Here is a 17,735-nt window from a genome sequence, read left to right as displayed (position 1 = left end):
ACGGGTCCGTTCGCTTCCGTTCACCGCTGTCAGTGTTGTCGCCGTTGTCAGGGTTGTCAGTCCCGTCGCCCACAATGGGACAGGCCCCCGCTTCGGGGTCCGGCCCCTGCTTCGGGGTCGTGAGGTGTGAGGTGGGAGCGGTATGACCGTATGGGACGACCTGGTCGGGCAGGAGCGCGTCCAGGCGCAGCTGGCCGGCGCGGCCAGGGACGCCGATGCGCAGGTCACCGTCCAGTCGACCGGTGGGGTCGCGGCGGACGCGTCGAAGATGACGCACGCCTGGCTGTTCACCGGCCCGCCCGGATCCGGACGTTCCACCGCCGCCCGTGCCTTCGCATCCGCCCTTCAGTGCACCAGCCCCGACCGGGCGATGGGCGGCGTCCCCGGCTGCGGGTTCTGCGACGGCTGCCACACCACCCTCGTCGGTACGCACGCGGATGTGGAGATCGTCCGCACCGACCTCCTCTCCATCGGTGTGAAGGAGACCCGGGACCTGGTCCGTCGCGCCCAGCTGTCCCCCGCGGTCGGCCGCTGGCAGGTCATCGTCCTGGAGGACGCCGACCGCCTCACCGAGGGCGCGGGCAACGTCCTGCTGAAGGCCGTCGAGGAGCCCGCCCCCCGCACGGTCTGGTTGCTCTGCGCGCCCTCCCTCGAAGACGTGCTGCCCACGATCCGTTCCCGCTGCCGGCACCTGACGCTCAGCACCCCGTCGGTGACGGCCGTCGCCGACGTACTGGTACGGCGCGACGGGATCGACCCCGAGGCGGCGCTGACCGCCGCCCGCGCGACCCAGGGCCACATCGGCCGCGCCCGCCGCCTCGCTACGGACGAACGGGCCCGCGCCCGCCGGGCCACGGTCCTCCGGCTCCCCCTGCGGGTGGACGACATCGGCGGCTGCCTCAAGGCCGCCCAGGAGTTGGTCGACGCGGCGGGCGAGGACGCGAAACAGGTCGCTGAGGACGTCGACGAGAAGGAGACCGAGGACCTGAAGGCGGCCCTCGGCGGCGCGGCCGGCGGCCGGATGCCACGCGGCACGGCGGGCGCGATGAAGGAACTCGCCGACCGGCAGAAGCGCCGCTCCACCCGCACCCAGCGCGACACCCTCGACCTCGCCCTCACGGACCTGACCGGGTTCTACCGGGACGTACTCGCCCTCCAGCTCGGCTCGTCGGTGGCCCTGGCGAACGAGGACGTACGGGACTCCCTGGACCGCGTCGCCCGCGACTCCACCCCCGAGCGCACCCTCCGCCGGATCGAGGCGATCATCGCCTGCCGACAGGCCCTGGACCGGAACGTGGCCCCGCTGCTGGCGGTCGAGGCGATGGCGGTGTCACTGCGGACGGGCTGAGGGTGCTGAGAGGGCTGACGGGGCTGAGAGGGCTGACGGGGCTGAGAGGGCTGAAGGGCTGGGGGGCTGAAGGGGCTGAGGGGGCGCCGCCCTTGACCGCCTCACTCGTACGGGCAACTGCGCACCTCCGGGGCGCACACCAGGTAGCACTCCCACTACGCTCCGGACATGGATACCAGGCGCCTGCTCCTCTCCTCCGCCACCCTGTTCGCCGCGACCGCCCTGCTGGTCGGCTCCTCCGGCTGCTCGTCCGGCAACGCGTCGCCGCCCGCACCGGGCCGCACCGTGCCCACCGCGGCGCAGGGCCCGGCGCAGGGAGCGGACCGGGCGGCCCTGGCCCCGTACTACGCGCAGAAACTGAGCTGGCGGGAGTGCGGTGTCCCCGGCTTCGAGTGCGCGTCCATGAAGGCGCCTCTCGATTACGCCAAGCCGGGCACCGGCGCCGGCGGCAGCGGAGACATCAAGCTCGCCGTCTCCCGCAAGAAGGCCACCGGGCCCGGCAAGCGCATCGGTTCGCTGCTGGTCAACCCGGGTGGTCCCGGCGGCTCCGCGATCGGCTACCTCCAGGCGTACGCCGCCCTCGGCTACCCGGCCCCGGTCCGCGCCCGCTACGACATGGTCGCCGTCGACCCCCGCGGCGTGGCCCGCAGCGAACCCGTCGAGTGCCTGACCGGACCCGAGATGGACGCGCACACGCAGGTCGACCAGACCCCGGACGACGCGGCCGAGACCGCGAAGCTGACCGCCGCGTACGACAGGTTCGCGGCGGGCTGCGAAAGGCGCTCGAAGCGCGTTCTGCCGCACGTCTCCACCGTGGAGGCGGCCCGCGACATGGACGTCCTGCGCGAGATCCTCGGCGACAAGAAGCTCCAGTACGTCGGGGCCTCGTACGGGACCTTCCTGGGCGCCACGTACGCCGAACTCTTCCCCGACCGCACCGGCCGCCTCGTCCTGGACGGCGCGATGGACCCCTCGCTGGCGGCCCGGGAGATGAACCGCGACCAGACGGCCGGCTTCGAGACCGCGTTCCGGTCCTTCGCGGCGGACTGCGTCAAGCAGCAGAGCTGCCCGCTGGGCACCGGCACCCCTGACCGGGCCGGCGCCCGGCTCAAGGAGTTCTTCGCCACGCTCGACGCCAAGCCCGTACCCACCAAGGACAGGAACCGCCCGCTCGGCGAGGCCCTCGCCACCACGGGGGTGATCGCCGCGATGTACGACGAGGCGGCCTGGCCGCAGTTGCAGGCCGGCATCAAGTCCGCGCAGTCCGGTGACGGAAACGGACTCCTCGCGCTCGCCGACAGCTACTACGAGCGTGACGGCAACGGCAAGTACGCCAATCTGATGTACGCCAACACCGCCGTCAACTGCCTCGACCTCCCGCCGGCCTTCACGTCCGCCGCAGACGTCACATCCGCGCTGCCGACCTTCGAGAAGGCCTCCCCCGTCTTCGGCGAAGGCCTGGCCTGGGCCTCCCTGAACTGCGCGTCCTGGCCGATCGAGGCCACCGGCAAGCCGCACCGCATCGAGGCGAGGGGCGCGGCCCCGATCGTCGTGGTCGGCACCACCCGCGACCCGGCCACCCCCTACCGGTGGGCCAAGTCCCTCGCTGCCCAGCTGGCCACCGGAACCCTCCTCTCGTACGACGGTGACGGCCACACCGCGTACGGCCGCGGCAGCGACTGCATCGACACGGCGATCAACACCTACCTGCTGGAGGGAACCCCTCCCAAGGACGGTAAACAGTGCTCCTGACCTGCACGGGGACCACTGCCTTGGGGGTGTGCGGAGCACCTCGCGAAACTGTGTAGACTTGGCTCCGCTGCTGATCGCACCATGGTGTGACCGGCAGCGGCGCCGCCTTAGCTCAGTTGGCCAGAGCAACGCACTCGTAATGCGTAGGTCTCGGGTTCGAATCCCGAAGGCGGCTCCGAAAAGGCCCAGGACAGATTGCCTCTGACCTGGGCCTTTGTGCTTTTCGTGATCCATTTCTGTGGGCGATACCGCCCGCTTGGGGCTCACCCGCCCCGCCGCACGTACGCGGCGCAGAAACGATGCGAACAGCTCCTACGCGACCCGATGGCCCGTCACGGAAACCGTGGCGGGCCATCTGTCACTCGATTGCGAGACTGTCAGCCGTTGATCAGGTGGTCCGTGCCTGGGACAAGGTGTTCGCGGTGCGGGGTCATGTCGTCGACGTTGACGGTCTTGATGATCCAGCGGGTCTGGAGGGCCTCGGGGTCGCCGACGTGGAGGACCTCCTTGGCGTGGATCGTGTGGTTGTTGTAGGTGATGACGAAGTCGCCGGGCTCGATGAAGACGCGCTGCTTGAGGCGGTGCAGGGTCTCGGCGAGCTTCGGGACGATGGCCTTGGCCGCCTCGGTGACCCCGACCGTCCGGTTCTCGAAGAAGCGCAGGTCCTCCGGGCCGCGGCCACCGATGACCGGGTGCAGGTCGGCCTCGCCGAGCGTCACGCGGCCGCCGCCCATGGTGCTCAGGTCGTCGAAGGGCGTGTAGAACTCGTTGGAGCGCAGCAGTTCCAGCTCCTGCGCGGTGAATGCCTCGATCACGTCGATGTTCCGTACGAACGACGTGTAGACCTCGTTCACGGGGTTGCTGCGCATACCCACCATGTAGACCTGGTCGGGCCGCACGAAATGGTTGGCGAGGTCCTTGTGGAAATGAATCTGCTTCAGCGCTTTCTGCGACTGGCTTTCCTGGAGGCGTCGCTGCGGATAGATGTCCTGGAACACGTCCCCGTCATTGACGTTCACGTATCCGATGGCCGGGGTGTGGGCGAGCTGGGCGAACAGGGCCAGGAATCCCTCGGCGACGAAGGTCTTCTTCACCTCGTACTTGGAGCGGACCGGCTGGTCGAAGTCGAATACCGGTACGTCGCGGTCGTGCGGCACGTTCTTCATGACGACGACGGGGTCGGCGGCCCGGTCGCGGGCGGTCAGCGTCTCGACGTGGCGGATGAATCGCTCGGGCACCGCGCCCTCGGCCAGCAGCTGCCCCACCTGAAAGCGGTGGGCCTCGTACAGGCGGTACGGGTTCGCTGTGACCGTGCTCAGCGAGGCTTCGAGGGCCGTGCGCTCGGCGTCGGTGAACGCGAACTCCGGCTCGATGGTCCAGGTGGGCGCGGCAACAGTCTCAATCGTCATGGGTGGCTCCGGGAAGAAGGGATCGCGAGGGTCGCGTCGTGCCGGTAGCGAAAACGCATTGCGCCCTCCCGTCCATCTATTTGAGGCACCGTCAAAAGGGTCGGGCATTGTGTGTGACCGCGGTCACGGATGCTGGTTCGGCGAAGTAATCGGCTGTTAGCTTCCCGGCGTGGAGCTGCCGCGACACCGCGATTCTCCGCACGACACCACTCCCGTAGACGAGAGAAGAACCGCATGCCGTCGGCCCCGCGTCAGCCAGTGAGACGTTCACGCACCATCGGTGTGGTGGCGACCGCGTATCTGAGCCTTTTCATGGTGTCCGCGGACAATTCCATCATCAATACCGCGGTCCCCAAGATCTCCGCTTCCCTGAACGCCGGTACTCCCGATGTCCAACTGGCCATCGACGCGTACATGTTGGTGTTCGCCGCCTCGCTCATCGTCGCGGGCAGCATCGTCGACCGCCTCGGCCCGCGCCGCTCCTACGCCATCGGCGTCACCGCCTTCACTGCGGCGTCGGTGCTGGGGGCCCTTGCGCCGTCGGTGGTGGCCCTGGTCGTCTCGCGGGCCGGGATGGGGGTCGGGGCGGCGTTCATCGTGCCGAGCATCTTCGGTCTGTTCGCGCGGCAGTTGACCGAGCACGGGCGGGGGCGGGTGCTCGCGCTGTGGCCCGCCGTGGTCGGCCTCGGTGTCGCGATCGGGCCCGTGCTGGGCGGGCTGCTGCTCACGCGCTTCGCCTACGGCTCCATCTTCCTCATCAACGTGCCCGTCGGCGTCGTCGCGCTGATCGGGAACGCGCTGCTCGTCGACCGGGTCCGGCCGACCGGCGCGGCCCGGCGACCGGCCCCTGCGGGGGCGGCCCTGCTGCTGGTCGGGGTTCTCGCACTCGCCGCGTCGGTCATCTTCGCCACCGACGACCGCGTCCCTGCCCTCGTGCGCGCCGGAATCGCTCTCGTCGCCGTGCTCGCGCTGATCGGCTACGTACGGCACCAACAGCGCACCGAGCGGCCGCTGTTCGACCTGTCCTATCTGCGCGAGCGGCAGTTCACCGGCGCCGTCGTCGCCATGTCGGGGCTGTTCTTCGCGCTATTCGGGTCGGTGTTCCTGGCCGGGCAGTTCACTCAGTACGGCCTCGGGTGGAGCCCGCTTGCGGCGGGGGCCGGACTGCTGCCGCTCGCGGCGGGACTCGCGGTCGCCTCCTTGACCTGCGTACGCGTGGTGGCCGCCACCGGGCCCCGGACGCTCGTCGCGGCGGGGCTCGGCTGCGCCGCCGTGGGCTGTGCGGTGAGCGCGCTCGCCGCCGGTGAGGGGAGCTATCCGCTGCTCGCCGTGGGCCTGTTGGGGTGCGGCCTCGGCATGGGCTGGTCGGTCGGGCCCGCGCTCACGCTGATCGTCGGCACGCTCCGGCCGGCCGACGCCGGGGTCGGCTCCTCGGTGAACGCCATGTTCCAGCAGATCTTCGGGGCCGGGGGAGTGGCCGTGATGGGCCTCGTCTTCTCCGCCGGCTACGCCTCCGACACCGACCGGGCGACGCCCCCGGTGCCGGCCGGGGCGGGGACGGTGAACGAGGGCCACGCCGCCGCCCTGGACCGGTTCGGCCACGCCGCGCACTGGTTCACCGACGCCGTCGGCCATGGTCTGACGGCCGCCTGGCTCACCGGCGCCGCCGTCGCGGGCGCCGCCGCCGTCCTCGTCCTGGTCCTCCTGCCCCGCCCCGCCAAGCGCGCCCCTGTCCTTGCCACGTCCCACGAGGTGAATGCCTGATGTCCCCCACCCCCGCCGCCCTGTCCGCCGCGATCGCCGCGCACGCCGCCGAACGACCCGGGCGAATCGCACTCAGCCACGGCCCGCGCCGCACGACCTACGGCGAACTCAACTCCGCCGTCACCGAATTGGCGAGTCAACTGCGCGCACTCGACGTCGTCGAGGAGAGCGTCGTCGTCATCGATCTGCCGGTCGGCGTCGACACGGTCGTCGCCATGGCCGCCGTGCAGCGGGCCAAAGCCGCGTTCACCCTGCTGGAGCCGGACTTCCCGGACGCCCGCAAGCAGTTGATCATCGACGACTGCGCCCCGGCCGCGGTGATCACCGCGAACGGCCCCAAACGCGGGCCCCGCCCCGGGCCGCCGCTGGACGAGCGGCTCGCCCGCCGGACCTCGCGCGCCGCCTACGTCGGCTACACCTCGGGCTCCACCGGCGCACCCAAGGGCGCCGTGGTCGAACAGGACGCGCTGGACAACCATGTGCGGGGCACCGTCGAGTGGTACGGGCTCACCGCCACCGACACCCGGCTGTTCTTCTCCTCCATCGCCTTCGACCTCGCGCTCGAACAGATCTGTACGTCGATGGCCGCGGGCTGTGAACTGGTCTTCCGCGACGAGGCGTTCGTCTACAGCAGGGCGGAGGAGTTCCTGCGCCACTGCGAGCGCCTCGGTGTCACCGTGGTCAGCCTGCCCACCGGCGTCTGCAACAAGTTCGGCGCGGAACTCGCCGCATCGCGCACCCGCCTCGCCCCCGGCCTGCGCCTGGTCATGGCGGGCGGCGAGGCCCCCACGCAGGGAGCGGTGGCCGCCTGGGCCGGGGCCGCGGCCGACGGCGTCCGGGTCGTCAACGGGTACGGGCCGACCGAGACGGCCGTCGTCGTCTGCTACCGGGACCTGCTGCCCGGCGACCCGATCACCATCGGCGACCCCATCGACGGTGTCACCTTCCGCCTCGACCCGATCGGTGACACGGAGGACAAGAGCGGGAAGGACGCGACCGAACTCGTCATCCAGGGCGTCGCCGTCGGCCGCGGCTACCTGGGGCACGCGGCGTCCTCGACGGCGTTCCGCACCATCGACGGCGTGTGGTCCTACCGCACCGGCGACCTCGCCACCGCGCGCCCCGGTGGCGGCTACGTGCTGCACGGCCGCCTCGACGCCCAGGTCAAGGTGCAGGGCGGCTTCCGGGTGGAGCTCGACGAGGTCGCCTCCCACCTGCGGTCCCTGGACGACGTGCAGGACGCCGCGGTCGTACCCTTCGACGGCGCGGGCGGCCGGTTGCTCGCGGCCTTCGTGACGCTCACCGCCGACTGCGGCGCGCGGGCCGCAGGCGCCTCGGACCTCGTGCGGCAACTCGCCGCCACCCTGCCCCACTTCATGCTGCCCTCCCAGGTCACCGTGGTCGACGCGCTGCCGCTGACCACCCGGGGCAAGGTCGACAGGGCCGAGCTGCGCGGGCGGGCCGAGGCCCGGCACGCCGACGCGGCGGAGCACCTCGACCCGCGTGACACGACCGGGCTGCTGCGGCACGCCTGGAGCCAGGTGCTCGGCTCGCCGCCCGAGGACGACACGGCGAGCTTCTTCGAGGCGGGCGGCGACTCCGTCCGGGCCATCGAGCTGATCTCGAAGGTCCAGCACATGACGGGAGTCCAGCTGCGGGCCGCCGAGCTCTACCGCTCGCCCCGGTTCGACGCACTGGCGGGGCTGCTCGCCGACCGGCAGGGCGGCATCCCCACCGCGCACCACGTCACCGGTACGACGCTCGTCCCGATGCGGACGGCGGGCCAGGAGCGGCTGTGGGTCTTCCTGCCGCCGCTGTCCGGCGCGGTCACCCGCTACGCGGCGCTGTCCCGGCTGCTGCCCGCCGACGACACCGTGTGGGCCATGGAGACCCCGGCGGAACTGTCCAGCCAGGGCATGGCGGCGCTCGCCGACGGGCTCGCGCGGGTGCTCCTCGACAACGGCGTCGAACGGTTCGGCTCGATCTGTGTCTCCGGCTTCTCGCTGGGCGGCGTCTTCGCGTACGAAGTGGCCCGCCGCCTGCACCGTGACGGCGCCCGCCCGGTGCGCGCCCTGTTGATCGATCCGCCGGACCCCGGCTCGCACCGGGTGAACCCGCGGGACGCCTTCGACATCTTCGTGCGCGTCGGCTGGTCGATCCCGGCGCCGCCGCAGGAGTTCGTCACCGAGGAAGGGGCGTTCGACCTCGCGGCCGTCACCGCCGCCGCCAAGGCCGCCGGGACCCTGGCCGCCGAGGCGGGCGGCGAGGAGATCGAGGACGCCTGGACGGTGTACGAGTCGAATGCCCGGATCCTGGAGGGAGTCCGCCTCGGCGCTCCCGAGGGGCTGCCGGTGCGGCTGCTCCAGGGCGACACCGGCGGCGCCGTCGACTACGCCCACCGGGGCGAGACGGCGTTGGCCGCCACCTCCGGCCTGCCGTGGACCCCGGGCAGCGCGCTCGGGCAGTGGCGCGACATCCTGCGTGAGGCCGACGTGGACCAGTTGCCCATCGACCACTTCGCCCTGCTCGAACCGCCCAACGACGCCGTGGTGTGCGACTGGCTCGCCGCGCGGGCGGCCGAGGAGATCGTCCAGTAGGCGTCAACTCCCGCCCACTGCGCCAGTGCTGACGGAGTGTGGAGAGACGTACGAAGAACCGCCGGACCCGATGGTGTGGGTCCGGCGGTTCTCTGTGTGTGGTGCGAAGGGGAGGCGTTACGGCTGTCGGCGCAGTGCCGCCAGGAACAGTGTCCGCGACTCCGTCCAGCGTTCCTCCAGGTCCGCGCGGCCGGCCAGGACGTCCGACACGTGCTGCACGCCGAAGAAGCTCGCCACCAGGGTCCGGGCGGCCGCCACCGGATCCACGGAGTCCGCCAACTGGCCCTGGTCCCGAGCCTGTTCGAGGAGGTCGCGCAGCAGGTTCATCCAGTCCACGTACGGCGTGGGGAGCTCGGCGTCGATGTGCGGACGCTCGATCTGGAGCCGCGCGCCGCCCTGCACGATCGCGTTGTCCCGGAAGGCGAGTGCCGCGCCGTCGAGCATCGCGAGGGCCGTCTCCAGCGGGGCGAGGCCGAGTTCCCGTACCTGGTCGAGGAGCTTGGGCCACTCCGCGTAGTGCGCCTCGACCACGGCGACCGCGAGGGCCTCCTTGGTCGGGTAGTGGAAGTAGACCGCGCCCTTGGTCATCTCGACGGCCTCCGCCACGTCCTTGACCGAGGTGTGACGGAAGCCGCGGGTGGCGAAGAGGTGGGCGGCCGCCCTCAGGACGACGGCTTTGGTGCGTACGGCACGGTCCTGGCGCGGCTCGGGGCCGCGCGCGGCGGTGACCTTCTTGGTGGCGAAGGCGTGCGAGGTCCCGGGGGTGGTGGGAGGGGGAGTCATGCGGAGCAGCTCGTTCCTGATCGCTTGTCCTGGCCGTGGGCGTATCGCCTGTCGGGCGACCCTTGAAAGATACCTTTCCGTAGGTATATTTTCGAGCCGCTCGCCGGAATGATCTTGGAGGGCGCTGCTCAGAGCGCACTTTTCGCGGTGCGTACTCAGTACGGGGAGGTGTGGTCATGCACGTTTTTACGGCGCTCGGCGCTACGGACGACAGGGCTCGGGAGGACTTCGCGGGGGGCCCTGTGCAGGCTCGGGAGGACTTCGCGGGGGGCCCTGTGCAGGCTCGGGAGGACTTCGCGGGGGGCCCTGTGCAGGCTCGGGCCCAGGCCCTTGTGCACCGCGACTCGGTGCACAAGGCGGCCGACGGTGAGGTACTGCTCGAAGACGCGGTGCAGTTGGAGGGCGGGCGGTTCGTGCTGGCGCTGCGCTGGCACCGCGACCACTTCCTCGGGCACCGCGGGGGCGGCGCCGCCGGTGATCCGCTGCTGCTCGCCGAGGCCGTCCGGCAGACCGCGATCCACCTCTCGCACCGCTTCTACGCCGTGCCGCGCGACCACGCCTTCATCCTGTGCGATCTGCACCTGGAGCGGGACGGCGAACTGCCGGCCGGCGGCCCCGACGCGGCGCCGCTGGTCATGGAGGCGACCTTCACACCGCTGGGGCGCGGGCGGCGCTTCGACATGCGGATGACGGCCGAGGTGTACCAGGACGGGCGGCGGGTGGCCCGCGGCGGCATGCGCTGGATGGCCGTGGACCGGGACCGGTACGCGACGCTCCGGCTGCGCGGCACGGAGTACTCGGGCGTCGAGGACATCCGGCCGGTGCTGGCCTCGGGGCCGGTCGCGGACCGGGACCGGCTCGTCGAGAGGGTGGCGGCGGACGCCTGGCGGCTGCGGCTCGACCCGGCGCACCCGGTGCTGTTCGACCACGGCTGCGACCACATGCCCGGCATGGTCCTGCTGGAGGCCGTCCGGCAGGTGGGCGCCGCGCTGCACCCGGAGCACGCGCGGCCCGCCGCGCTGGAGAGCGTCTTCCATGCCTTCGGTGAACTGGACGCCGACACCCTGCTGACGGCGCGTCAACGCGCGGACGATGCGGTCGAAGTGACCGTCGCACAGGGGGAGCGCACCCTTGCCTCGGTCACGCTGGGGGGTGCGACGTGCTGACCATGACGGACGTGCGTACCGGGATCGATGTCGACGCCCTCGTCGCGCACGCGCTGGCCGACCGGGGAGAGTTGCCGCGTCGGCGAAGACTGGCGGGCGCGGTGGCCGGGGCGGTGGTCGAGGCCGGGTTCGCGCGGCACTTCGTGCCGGGTCGGTTCGGTGGCCGCGCCGGAGGGTTCGGCGAACTGCTGGACGCCTCGGCGGGCGTCGCCGAGGCCTGCGCCTCCACCGCATGGTGCGCCACGCTGTACGCCGCGCACGGCCGGCTCGCCGCCTACCTGCCCGAGGCGGGGCAGTGCGACCTGTGGGGCGCGGGCCCCGACGTGCGGATCGCCGCCTCCATCGTCCCGCCGCAGGGTGAGGCGACCGCGGCGGCGGGCGGCTGGCGGCTGACCGGGAGTTGGGGCTTCGCCAGCGGGGTCGACCACGCCGAGTGGGTGCTGCTCGCCAGCCGTACGCCGGGGGAGGGCGAGGCCGGGCACCGGGTGTTCGCCGTGCCCCGCGACCGGGTGACGGTCACCGACACCTGGCACACGACCGGGCTGCGCGGCACCGGCAGCAACGCCGTCCGCGCCGAGGACGTGTTCGTGCCCGCCCACCGCAGCTTCAGCTTCGCCGACCTCGGCCGCGTGGACCCGTCCGTGGAGCGCTGCCACCGCGTCCCGTACGCCCTGGTCGGCTCCCTGATGTTCGCCCTGCCCGCGCTCGGCGCCGCCCGCGGTGCGCTGCTCGACTGGCGTGCGGCCATGTCCGCCAAGCGGCGCCCCGACGGGACCTCCGCCATCGCGGGCGTCGGGGCCCGGCACGTCCTGACCCGCGCTGCCGCCAAGGTCCACTCGGCGGAACTGCTCCTGCGGGCCGCCACCCACCGGGCGGACCACGCCGAGGCCACCGCGCTGGTGGTCGCCGAGAACCGCAGGGACGCGGTGCTCGCCGTGGAACTGTGCGCGGAGGCGGTCGACGGGCTGTGGCGCGGCCTCGGTGCGGGCGGCCTCGCGGAGGACGACCCGGTGCTGCTGCGGCGCAACGACATCGCCGCGATCGCCTCGCACGCAGCCCTCGGCTTCGAATCGGCGGCCGAGGCGTACGCTCAGGCACTCTTCGCCGTGCCCGCGCAGCGAGCGGGGGCGGAGTGAATGCGGCGGCCGTCGGGGCCCAACTAGCGATTTCAAGACAGACGTTGAAGCCCGAGGGACGTACGTACACCTCGGGCGCGATCGCCTTCTTCGACGTCGACGAGACGCTGATCGCGACCAAGAGCATGTTCGACTTCTGGGCATACTGGACCGCGCTCGGACATGGGCGGGGCGCCGACACCCGCCCGGTCCAAGGCGACCGCGCCGCCCGGAACCGGGCCCACTTCCGCCGCTACGCCGGGGTGCCGGCCGCCGAACTCGAAGCGGCGGGGCGGCACTGGTACGCCGCGTACCGCGAGGGCGCTTCGGCCTTTGTGCTCCGCGCAGTCGAGGCGCTGCGCGGGCACCGGGCCGCGGGCCGCACGGTGGTGCTGGTCTCCGGTTCGATGCGGGCCCTGGTCGAGCCGGTCGCCCGCGACCTCGGCGCCGACGCGGTGCTCTGCACCGAACTGTGCGCCGACGCCCGGGGGGTGCTCACCGGCGAGGTCGAACGGCCCATGATCGGGGCGGTCAAGGGGGCGGCGGCCCGCGATCTCATCCGCCGCTCCGGCGCGGTCGCCGACGGCTGCTACGCGTACGGCGATCACGCCAGTGACCTGCCGCTACTGCGGGCGGTGGGGCGCCCCGCCGTGGTCGGAGACGATCCGGACCTCGCGGACCACGCGCTGCGTGCGGGGTGGCCCCAGCTGCCCGCGGGGAGTGGGCCGCGACTCTAGGACCCTGCCGTGCGGGCCCTTCGGGGCCCGCACGTACGACATCGAAACATACCCGCGGGAAGGAAATTGATGGCCGAGAAGATGACGCAGCAGGAGAGGTCCCACCGCACCCGGCAGGGTGTACTCGACCTCGCCGCCGAGGAGTTCGCCACGGTCGGCTACCAGGCGGCCAACCTCAAGGTCGTGGCCCGCCGCCTCGGGGTCACGACCGGCGCGTTGTACGGGCACTTCCCGTCCAAGGAGGCGCTGGCCGAGGCGCTGACCCGGCAGGCCGCGTCCGACTGGGCCGAGATGTGCGCCCGCGCGGAGGCGGACGGGGGTGGCGATCCGCGACAGGTGCTCCGTGCGGCGACCGGTGCGCTGATGCGGCGGCTCGCCGAACCCCGGTTCCGGGCGGCGCTCCGGCTCGCCGCCGACGCGCGTCCGGATGCGGGGGAGGAGGGGGCCGACCTGCTGGAGCGGATGCACGGGCACTTGCTCCACGAACTGCACAGGGCCGAGCGCTCCGGTCGGCTCACCCCGCCCTGGCGCCCGGAGTCCGCCGCCCAGGTGCTGTTCGCCCTCGTGTGCGGCGCCACGTTCGGAGGCCGGGCGGCAGGGGAGGTGGGCCGCTGGCCGGAGGTGGCGCGGACGGTGCTCGACGTGATCTGCGGGCCGTAACGCTCGTGGCTCGCGCGACCTCCGCGCCACGCAAAAACATACCTTTGAGAACGAATGTTTCAGGAGAAGGCTCACCATGGACATCGCCGGCCCAGCACCCACCATCGGAACGCCCACGCCCACGCCCACGCCCACTCCCACGCGCACCCGCGCGCCGCGCGGCGCGAGCGGCATCGGGCGGCCCGTGGTCGTCATGGACGGCACGGCGCTGTCCCGCACCCGCTTCGTCATCTCCCCGCTCAACGAACTCCTCGCCGAAGTCGCCCAGTACGCGGGCGGCAGTAGGCGCGACGGCTCGCGCGACGCCGAACTGAGGCGGCTCTCCGACGCCCTGCGCGCCACCCGATGGCCCACCGCGGCGCTGCTCTCGCCCGCCTTGTTCGACGTCACGAGCTCCCCGGACCTGGAGCGCGAACTCGAAGCGCTGAGCGCCCGGATGTGCGCCGACGTCCACGGCGACCCGTCCGCCGCCGAGGAGCCGGCGGCGCCCGCGGGGCCCCCGGCCCCGGTGCCCTCGCCGCACGTCGCGGAACTGCTCGACGCCTTGCGCCGGGCCTTCGACGTGTGGCTCGCGGACCGCTGGCCCGAGGTCCGCCGCGCACTGGAGGGCGACGTGGCCTACCGGGCGCACGTCCTCGCCCGCCACGGCGTCGGCCACCTGCTTGACACGCTGCACGAACACATCTCGTACGAGGACGAGGTGCTGTACCTCGCCACCGCCCGGTCCGGCGCGGGACCCGCGGCCCGCAACGGCGCCGCCGCCCGGCCCCGGCCGCCCAGGCACGCCACAGCCGGCGCGCTCATCGTGCCCAGCGCCGTCGCACCGCACCCCGCCGTGCTCACCCACGGCGAACTGACCGTGCTGCGCTACCCGGTGACCGAGGAGCGGACCGAGCGGCGCACCGGGGCCGAGGCCAAGCCGCTGATCGGGCTGCTCGGCCGGGCCCGCTCGCAGGCGCTGGCCGCCATCGGTACCGGGTGCAGCACCACGGAGCTCGCCCTGCGGCTCGGGGTCGGCGCCCCCACCGCTTCCAGCCACGCCACCGCGCTGCGCCTGGCCGGGCTCGTCGCCACGTACCGGCGCGGGAAGCAGGTTCAGCACCTGCTGACCGAGCTGGGCTCGCGTCTGCTCAATGCCGCTGGTTCCGCGGCCGGTTGAGAACGGCGAGGTCCCCGGAGCCAATGCTCCGGGGACCTTCTCGTGAGCCGGGTCAGGCCAGGGCGGCCACCCCGGTCAGCTCGTCGTGCAGAAGGGAGCCGAGCCGCCGAGCCTGCGCTTCGTCGGCCGCGATGTGCACGGCGGCGCCGTCCTCGCTCACCGCGGTCACCATTCGCTCGCTGCCGATGGACACCGCGAACCCGCCCTCCGACAGGGCCCGCGGCACATCGAAGAAGCCGCCGGTCACCGCCACGAGATGGCGGCCTTCCAGCACCGGACGGTGCGCCTGAGCGCCCGCCGCCAGCAGGTGCCGGTACGCCCGGTCCGCCGTGTACGCGTCGGCGAACGACGCGACGACCGAGCGCAGGTCCACCACCACGCTGCGCGCCCTGCCGCGCTCGCCGATCACCGAACCCGACGTGAAATCGCCATAGTTGAGGCGGCACACGATGCTGACGCCGTGCTGCTGGGCGAGCCGCACCGACTGCGGGTGCAGCACCTTCGCGCCGTGCGCGGCGAGCGCCAGCATGTCCTCGTACCGCAGCTCGGCCATGGGCTGCGCCCCGTCGATGACGTTCGGGTCGGCCGAGTAGACGCCCTCCACGTCGGAGAAGATCTCCACCTCCGGCAGGCCGAGCGCGCCGGTCAGCGCCACCGCGCTCAGATCGGAGCTGTTCTTGCCGAGCCACGTCGGCCGGTGCTGGTCGTCCGCGCCCTGACCACCGGGCAGCACCGGCGTGATGCCGCGCGCCAACAGTGCGTGAATCTCGGTGGTTTCGGTGCGTAGCAGGGGCGCCGCCCGGTCCTCGACGGACTCGGTGACCAGCCCGGTGCGGTGCCCGTGCAGCAGCGTGGCGGGCACCCCTTCGCGCTCCAGGCCGATCCTGAGCAGTCCCGCGCCCGTGGTGTCGGCGAGCGGCAGCACCCCGTGCAGGGCGGCGGTGCCGACCGCCGGATCGATGGACGTGGCCAGGGAGCGGACGTTCTCGGTGGCGCCCTGCATGCCGCTGGCCACGATGACCAGTTGCTCGCCGCGGGCCAGGCGGCGGCGCAGATAGCGGGCGATGGAGCGGTACTGGTGGGTCGAGGGGAACGTCGAGCCACCGAACTTGAGGACGTGCAGGGTCATCGCGAACCTCCGACGATTCCGTGTGCGACCGCCTTCTCGGCGATCTGTAGGGCGTTGAGTGCGGCGCCGATCCGCAGGTTGTCGGCGACGAGCCAGAGCAGCACCCGGCGCGGGTTCTCCGGGTCGGTCCTGACCCGGCCGACGTGCACCAGATCGGACTCGGCGGCCGCGGTGCGCGGCGTCGGCCAGCCCTCGCGCCACACCCGCACCTCCTCCTGCGCGTCGAGCAGGTCGGTCAGTTCCCGGGCGTCGACCTCGTCCTGTGCGTCGATGACGACGGCCTCCGAGTGGCCGTTGACCACCGGGACGCGGACGCAGGTGGCGGTCAGGTCGAGTGTGTCGAGGCCGAGGATGCGCCGTGACTCCTGGCGCATCTTCTGCTCCTCCAGCGTCCCGCCGTGCGCCAGGAGCCTGTCGATGGCGGGCACCACGTTGAAGGCGAGTCCGGGGCCGAACCTGCTGTTCTCGGGCGCCGGGGCCGCGAAGTCGGCGAGCCGGGCGGCGGTGTCGGCGCGCAGTTCGTCGATGCCGCTCTGGCCGCCGCCGGACGCCGCCTGGTAGGTGGAGACGGTGACCCGGTCGAGCCCGTACCGCTCCTGGATCGGCTTCAGCAGGCGCGCCAATGGAATGGTGGAGCAGTTCGGGTTGGCGACGATGCCGCTCTCCGGGCGCCGGGCCAGCAGGCCCCCGTTGACCTGCGGGACGACCAGCGGGCTCGCCGGGTCCATCCGAAAGGCGTTGGTGTTGTCGACGACGAGGGCGCCGGCCGTGGCGGCCCGGGGCGCGTGCGCCACGCTCAGCGGCGTACCCGCCGAGAAGAACGCGAGGTCCACACCGTCGAAGTCGCAGCTCTCCAGGGACTCGACGACGGCCGAGCCGCCGGGCACGGGCAGGGTGCGCCCGGCCGAGCGGGGTGAGGCGACGAGCCGGATCGACTCGAAGGCGAAACCGCGCTGGGCGATCAGATCCAGGAAGGTGCGGCCGACGGCGCCGGTGCCGCCCACCAGGGCGATCCGGGGCGGGCGCACGGTGGCGGGGGCGGTGGTCTCGGGAAGGGTGGCGGTCATGCGGGGTCAGCTCCTGGCGGCGTACGAGGACGGGGTGGCAGCGGCGGGCTCCGCCGCGATGACTTCGGCGCTCTGCGCCTGGACCGGTGAACCAGCTGCCGGAGTAAGGGACTTGGACGTGCCGGGCAGCAGACGCCAGCCGAGGGTGACGCCGAGGCTGGCCACGGCGATCAGGAGGATGCCGACGCCCTCGCCGAGGGTGAGGCGGTGGCCGAAGAACACCATGTCGCAGACGATCGCCACGGCCGGGTTGACGAAGGCGACGACGGCGATGGTGGCGCTCGGCAGCTTCGGGACCGCCGAGTACATGAGGAAGTACAGCAGCGCCGTGTGGAACAGGCCGATCGGCACCAGCCAGGCCCAGCCGGAGCCGGCCGAGGCGAGCGAGCCGAGATCGGCGAAGGGCAGCAGCAGCACGATGCCGATGACGAACTGGATCAGCGCGGTCAGCTGCGGCTTGACGCCCTCGACCTGCTTGGCGGTGACGGTGGCGATGCCATAGAGCAGGGCGGCCGCGGCTGCGCAGGCCATGCCGGCGACCATGCCGTCACCGAGGTCGTCGGAGTCGAGCCGCCAGATCTCGGTGGTGGCGACGAGACCGGCGAAGGCGACGACGACCCAGGCCACCTTGTGCCGGGTGATCGCCTCCTTGAAGGCGATGACGCCCATGAGGAGCACGAAGAACGGCTCGGTGTGGTAGAGCACGGTGGCCAGCGTGATCGAGGTCAGCTGGAACGCGGTGAACAGGAAAACCCAGTTGAAGACCAGGCAGATGCCGCCGCCGACGATGAACAGCAGATTGCGCCGGGTCAGATTGGTGGCGCGGAAGTCACCGCGGGCGAGGCAGACGAGGGCGATCGCGACGGCGCCGAGCAGACAGCGCACGAACGCCACGTTGAACGAGGACTGGCCACTGGCCAGGACGAACGCCCCGATGGTGCCCCAGCCGGCCATGGCCGTACCGATCTGGAGCAGGGGGCGCTTGGAGGACGAGGTGGTCATGGAAGGGAGAGCTCCAGGGGAGTCGCGGGTACGGACGACGGCGGGCG

The 17,735-nt window shown here is 72.3% G+C and carries 14 protein-coding genes and 1 tRNA gene; 10 read left to right on the top strand and 5 right to left on the bottom strand.

The features are described 5' to 3' along the window. Positions 1-142: 142 nt before the first annotated feature. The 3 genes from ACIQM4_RS09850 to ACIQM4_RS09840 all read left to right on the top strand — a co-directional run bounded on the left by ACIQM4_RS09850 (position 143) and on the right by ACIQM4_RS09840 (position 3,275). Entirely contained in the window at positions 143-1,348 is a 1,206-nt protein-coding gene (locus tag ACIQM4_RS09850; protein WP_401588586.1) for a DNA polymerase III subunit delta', read from the top strand. Positions 1,349-1,516: 168 nt separating this feature from the next. Beyond that, the gene (locus ACIQM4_RS09845; protein WP_401588583.1) at positions 1,517-3,100 is read left to right on the top strand and encodes an alpha/beta hydrolase; all 1,584 of its coding nucleotides are present in this window, start codon (positions 1,517-1,519) and stop codon (positions 3,098-3,100) included. Between the two features lie 101 nt (positions 3,101-3,201). Further along, a tRNA-Thr gene (locus ACIQM4_RS09840) sits at positions 3,202-3,275 on the top strand. Between the two features lie 202 nt (positions 3,276-3,477). Here the strand turns inward: ACIQM4_RS09840 and ACIQM4_RS09835 are convergent. Further along, positions 3,478-4,509: a hypothetical protein gene (locus tag ACIQM4_RS09835; protein WP_401588580.1), complete on the bottom strand. Its 1,032-nt coding sequence runs from the start codon at positions 4,507-4,509 to the stop codon at positions 3,478-3,480. Positions 4,510-4,767: 258 nt separating this feature from the next. Between ACIQM4_RS09835 and ACIQM4_RS09830 the strand changes: the two genes are divergently transcribed. Both ACIQM4_RS09830 and ACIQM4_RS09825 read left to right on the top strand, forming a co-directional pair. Further along, on the top strand, positions 4,768-6,273 hold the full coding sequence (locus ACIQM4_RS09830) for an MFS transporter (protein ID WP_401588577.1): 1,506 nt from the start codon (positions 4,768-4,770) through the stop codon (positions 6,271-6,273). Beyond that, positions 6,273-8,870: an AMP-binding protein gene (locus ACIQM4_RS09825; protein ID WP_401588574.1), complete on the top strand. Its 2,598-nt coding sequence runs from the start codon at positions 6,273-6,275 to the stop codon at positions 8,868-8,870. Before ACIQM4_RS09830 ends, ACIQM4_RS09825 begins: the two co-directional genes overlap by 1 nt. 117 nt (positions 8,871-8,987) lie before the next feature. Here the strand turns inward: ACIQM4_RS09825 and ACIQM4_RS09820 are convergent, their stop codons facing one another. Continuing rightward, complete coding sequence (locus ACIQM4_RS09820; protein ID WP_401588571.1) at positions 8,988-9,653, bottom strand: ScbR family autoregulator-binding transcription factor; 666 nt, start codon at positions 9,651-9,653, stop codon at positions 8,988-8,990. A gap of 308 nt (positions 9,654-9,961) precedes the next feature. Here ACIQM4_RS09820 and ACIQM4_RS09815 point away from each other — a divergent pair, with 308 nt between their 5' ends. From ACIQM4_RS09815 to ACIQM4_RS09795, 5 genes are all read left to right on the top strand, one after another. Next, on the top strand, positions 9,962-10,819 hold the full coding sequence (locus ACIQM4_RS09815) for a ScbA/BarX family gamma-butyrolactone biosynthesis protein (protein ID WP_401588568.1): 858 nt from the start codon (positions 9,962-9,964) through the stop codon (positions 10,817-10,819). A gap of 2 nt (positions 10,820-10,821) precedes the next feature. Further along, positions 10,822-11,955 carry an oxidoreductase gene (locus ACIQM4_RS09810; protein ID WP_401590079.1) on the top strand — a complete coding sequence of 378 codons (1,134 nt, stop codon included), beginning with the start codon at positions 10,822-10,824 and terminating at the stop codon, positions 11,953-11,955. Between the two features lie 44 nt (positions 11,956-11,999). Continuing rightward, complete coding sequence (locus tag ACIQM4_RS09805; protein ID WP_401588566.1) at positions 12,000-12,671, top strand: HAD family hydrolase; 672 nt, start codon at positions 12,000-12,002, stop codon at positions 12,669-12,671. Positions 12,672-12,740: 69 nt separating this feature from the next. After that, complete coding sequence (locus tag ACIQM4_RS09800; RefSeq protein ID WP_401588563.1) at positions 12,741-13,331, top strand: TetR family transcriptional regulator; 591 nt, start codon at positions 12,741-12,743, stop codon at positions 13,329-13,331. Between the two features lie 76 nt (positions 13,332-13,407). Further along, the gene (locus tag ACIQM4_RS09795; RefSeq protein WP_401588560.1) at positions 13,408-14,490 is read left to right on the top strand and encodes a hypothetical protein; all 1,083 of its coding nucleotides are present in this window, start codon (positions 13,408-13,410) and stop codon (positions 14,488-14,490) included. Between the two features lie 52 nt (positions 14,491-14,542). Here ACIQM4_RS09795 and ACIQM4_RS09790 read toward each other — a convergent pair whose 3' ends face one another. The 3 genes from ACIQM4_RS09790 to ACIQM4_RS09780 are packed head-to-tail and all read right to left on the bottom strand — an operon-like array spanning position 14,543 to position 17,688. Then, complete coding sequence (locus ACIQM4_RS09790) at positions 14,543-15,619, bottom strand: aspartate kinase (RefSeq protein WP_401588558.1); 1,077 nt, start codon at positions 15,617-15,619, stop codon at positions 14,543-14,545. Then, positions 15,616-16,686, bottom strand: a complete 1,071-nt coding sequence (locus tag ACIQM4_RS09785) for an aspartate-semialdehyde dehydrogenase (protein ID WP_401588554.1) — start codon at positions 16,684-16,686, stop codon at positions 15,616-15,618. The genes ACIQM4_RS09790 and ACIQM4_RS09785 overlap by 4 nt, the downstream gene beginning before the upstream one ends. A gap of 6 nt (positions 16,687-16,692) precedes the next feature. Beyond that, positions 16,693-17,688 carry a DMT family transporter gene (locus ACIQM4_RS09780; RefSeq protein WP_401588551.1) on the bottom strand — a complete coding sequence of 332 codons (996 nt, stop codon included), beginning with the start codon at positions 17,686-17,688 and terminating at the stop codon, positions 16,693-16,695. Positions 17,689-17,735: the final 47 nt, after the last annotated feature.

The organism is Streptomyces sp. NPDC091272 (assembly GCF_044757485.1).
In the GTDB taxonomy this organism is placed as follows: domain Bacteria; phylum Actinomycetota; class Actinomycetes; order Streptomycetales; family Streptomycetaceae; genus Streptomyces.
Note: the sequence above shows the minus strand (reverse complement) of the source record. Positions and strands in the feature narration are given on the sequence as shown.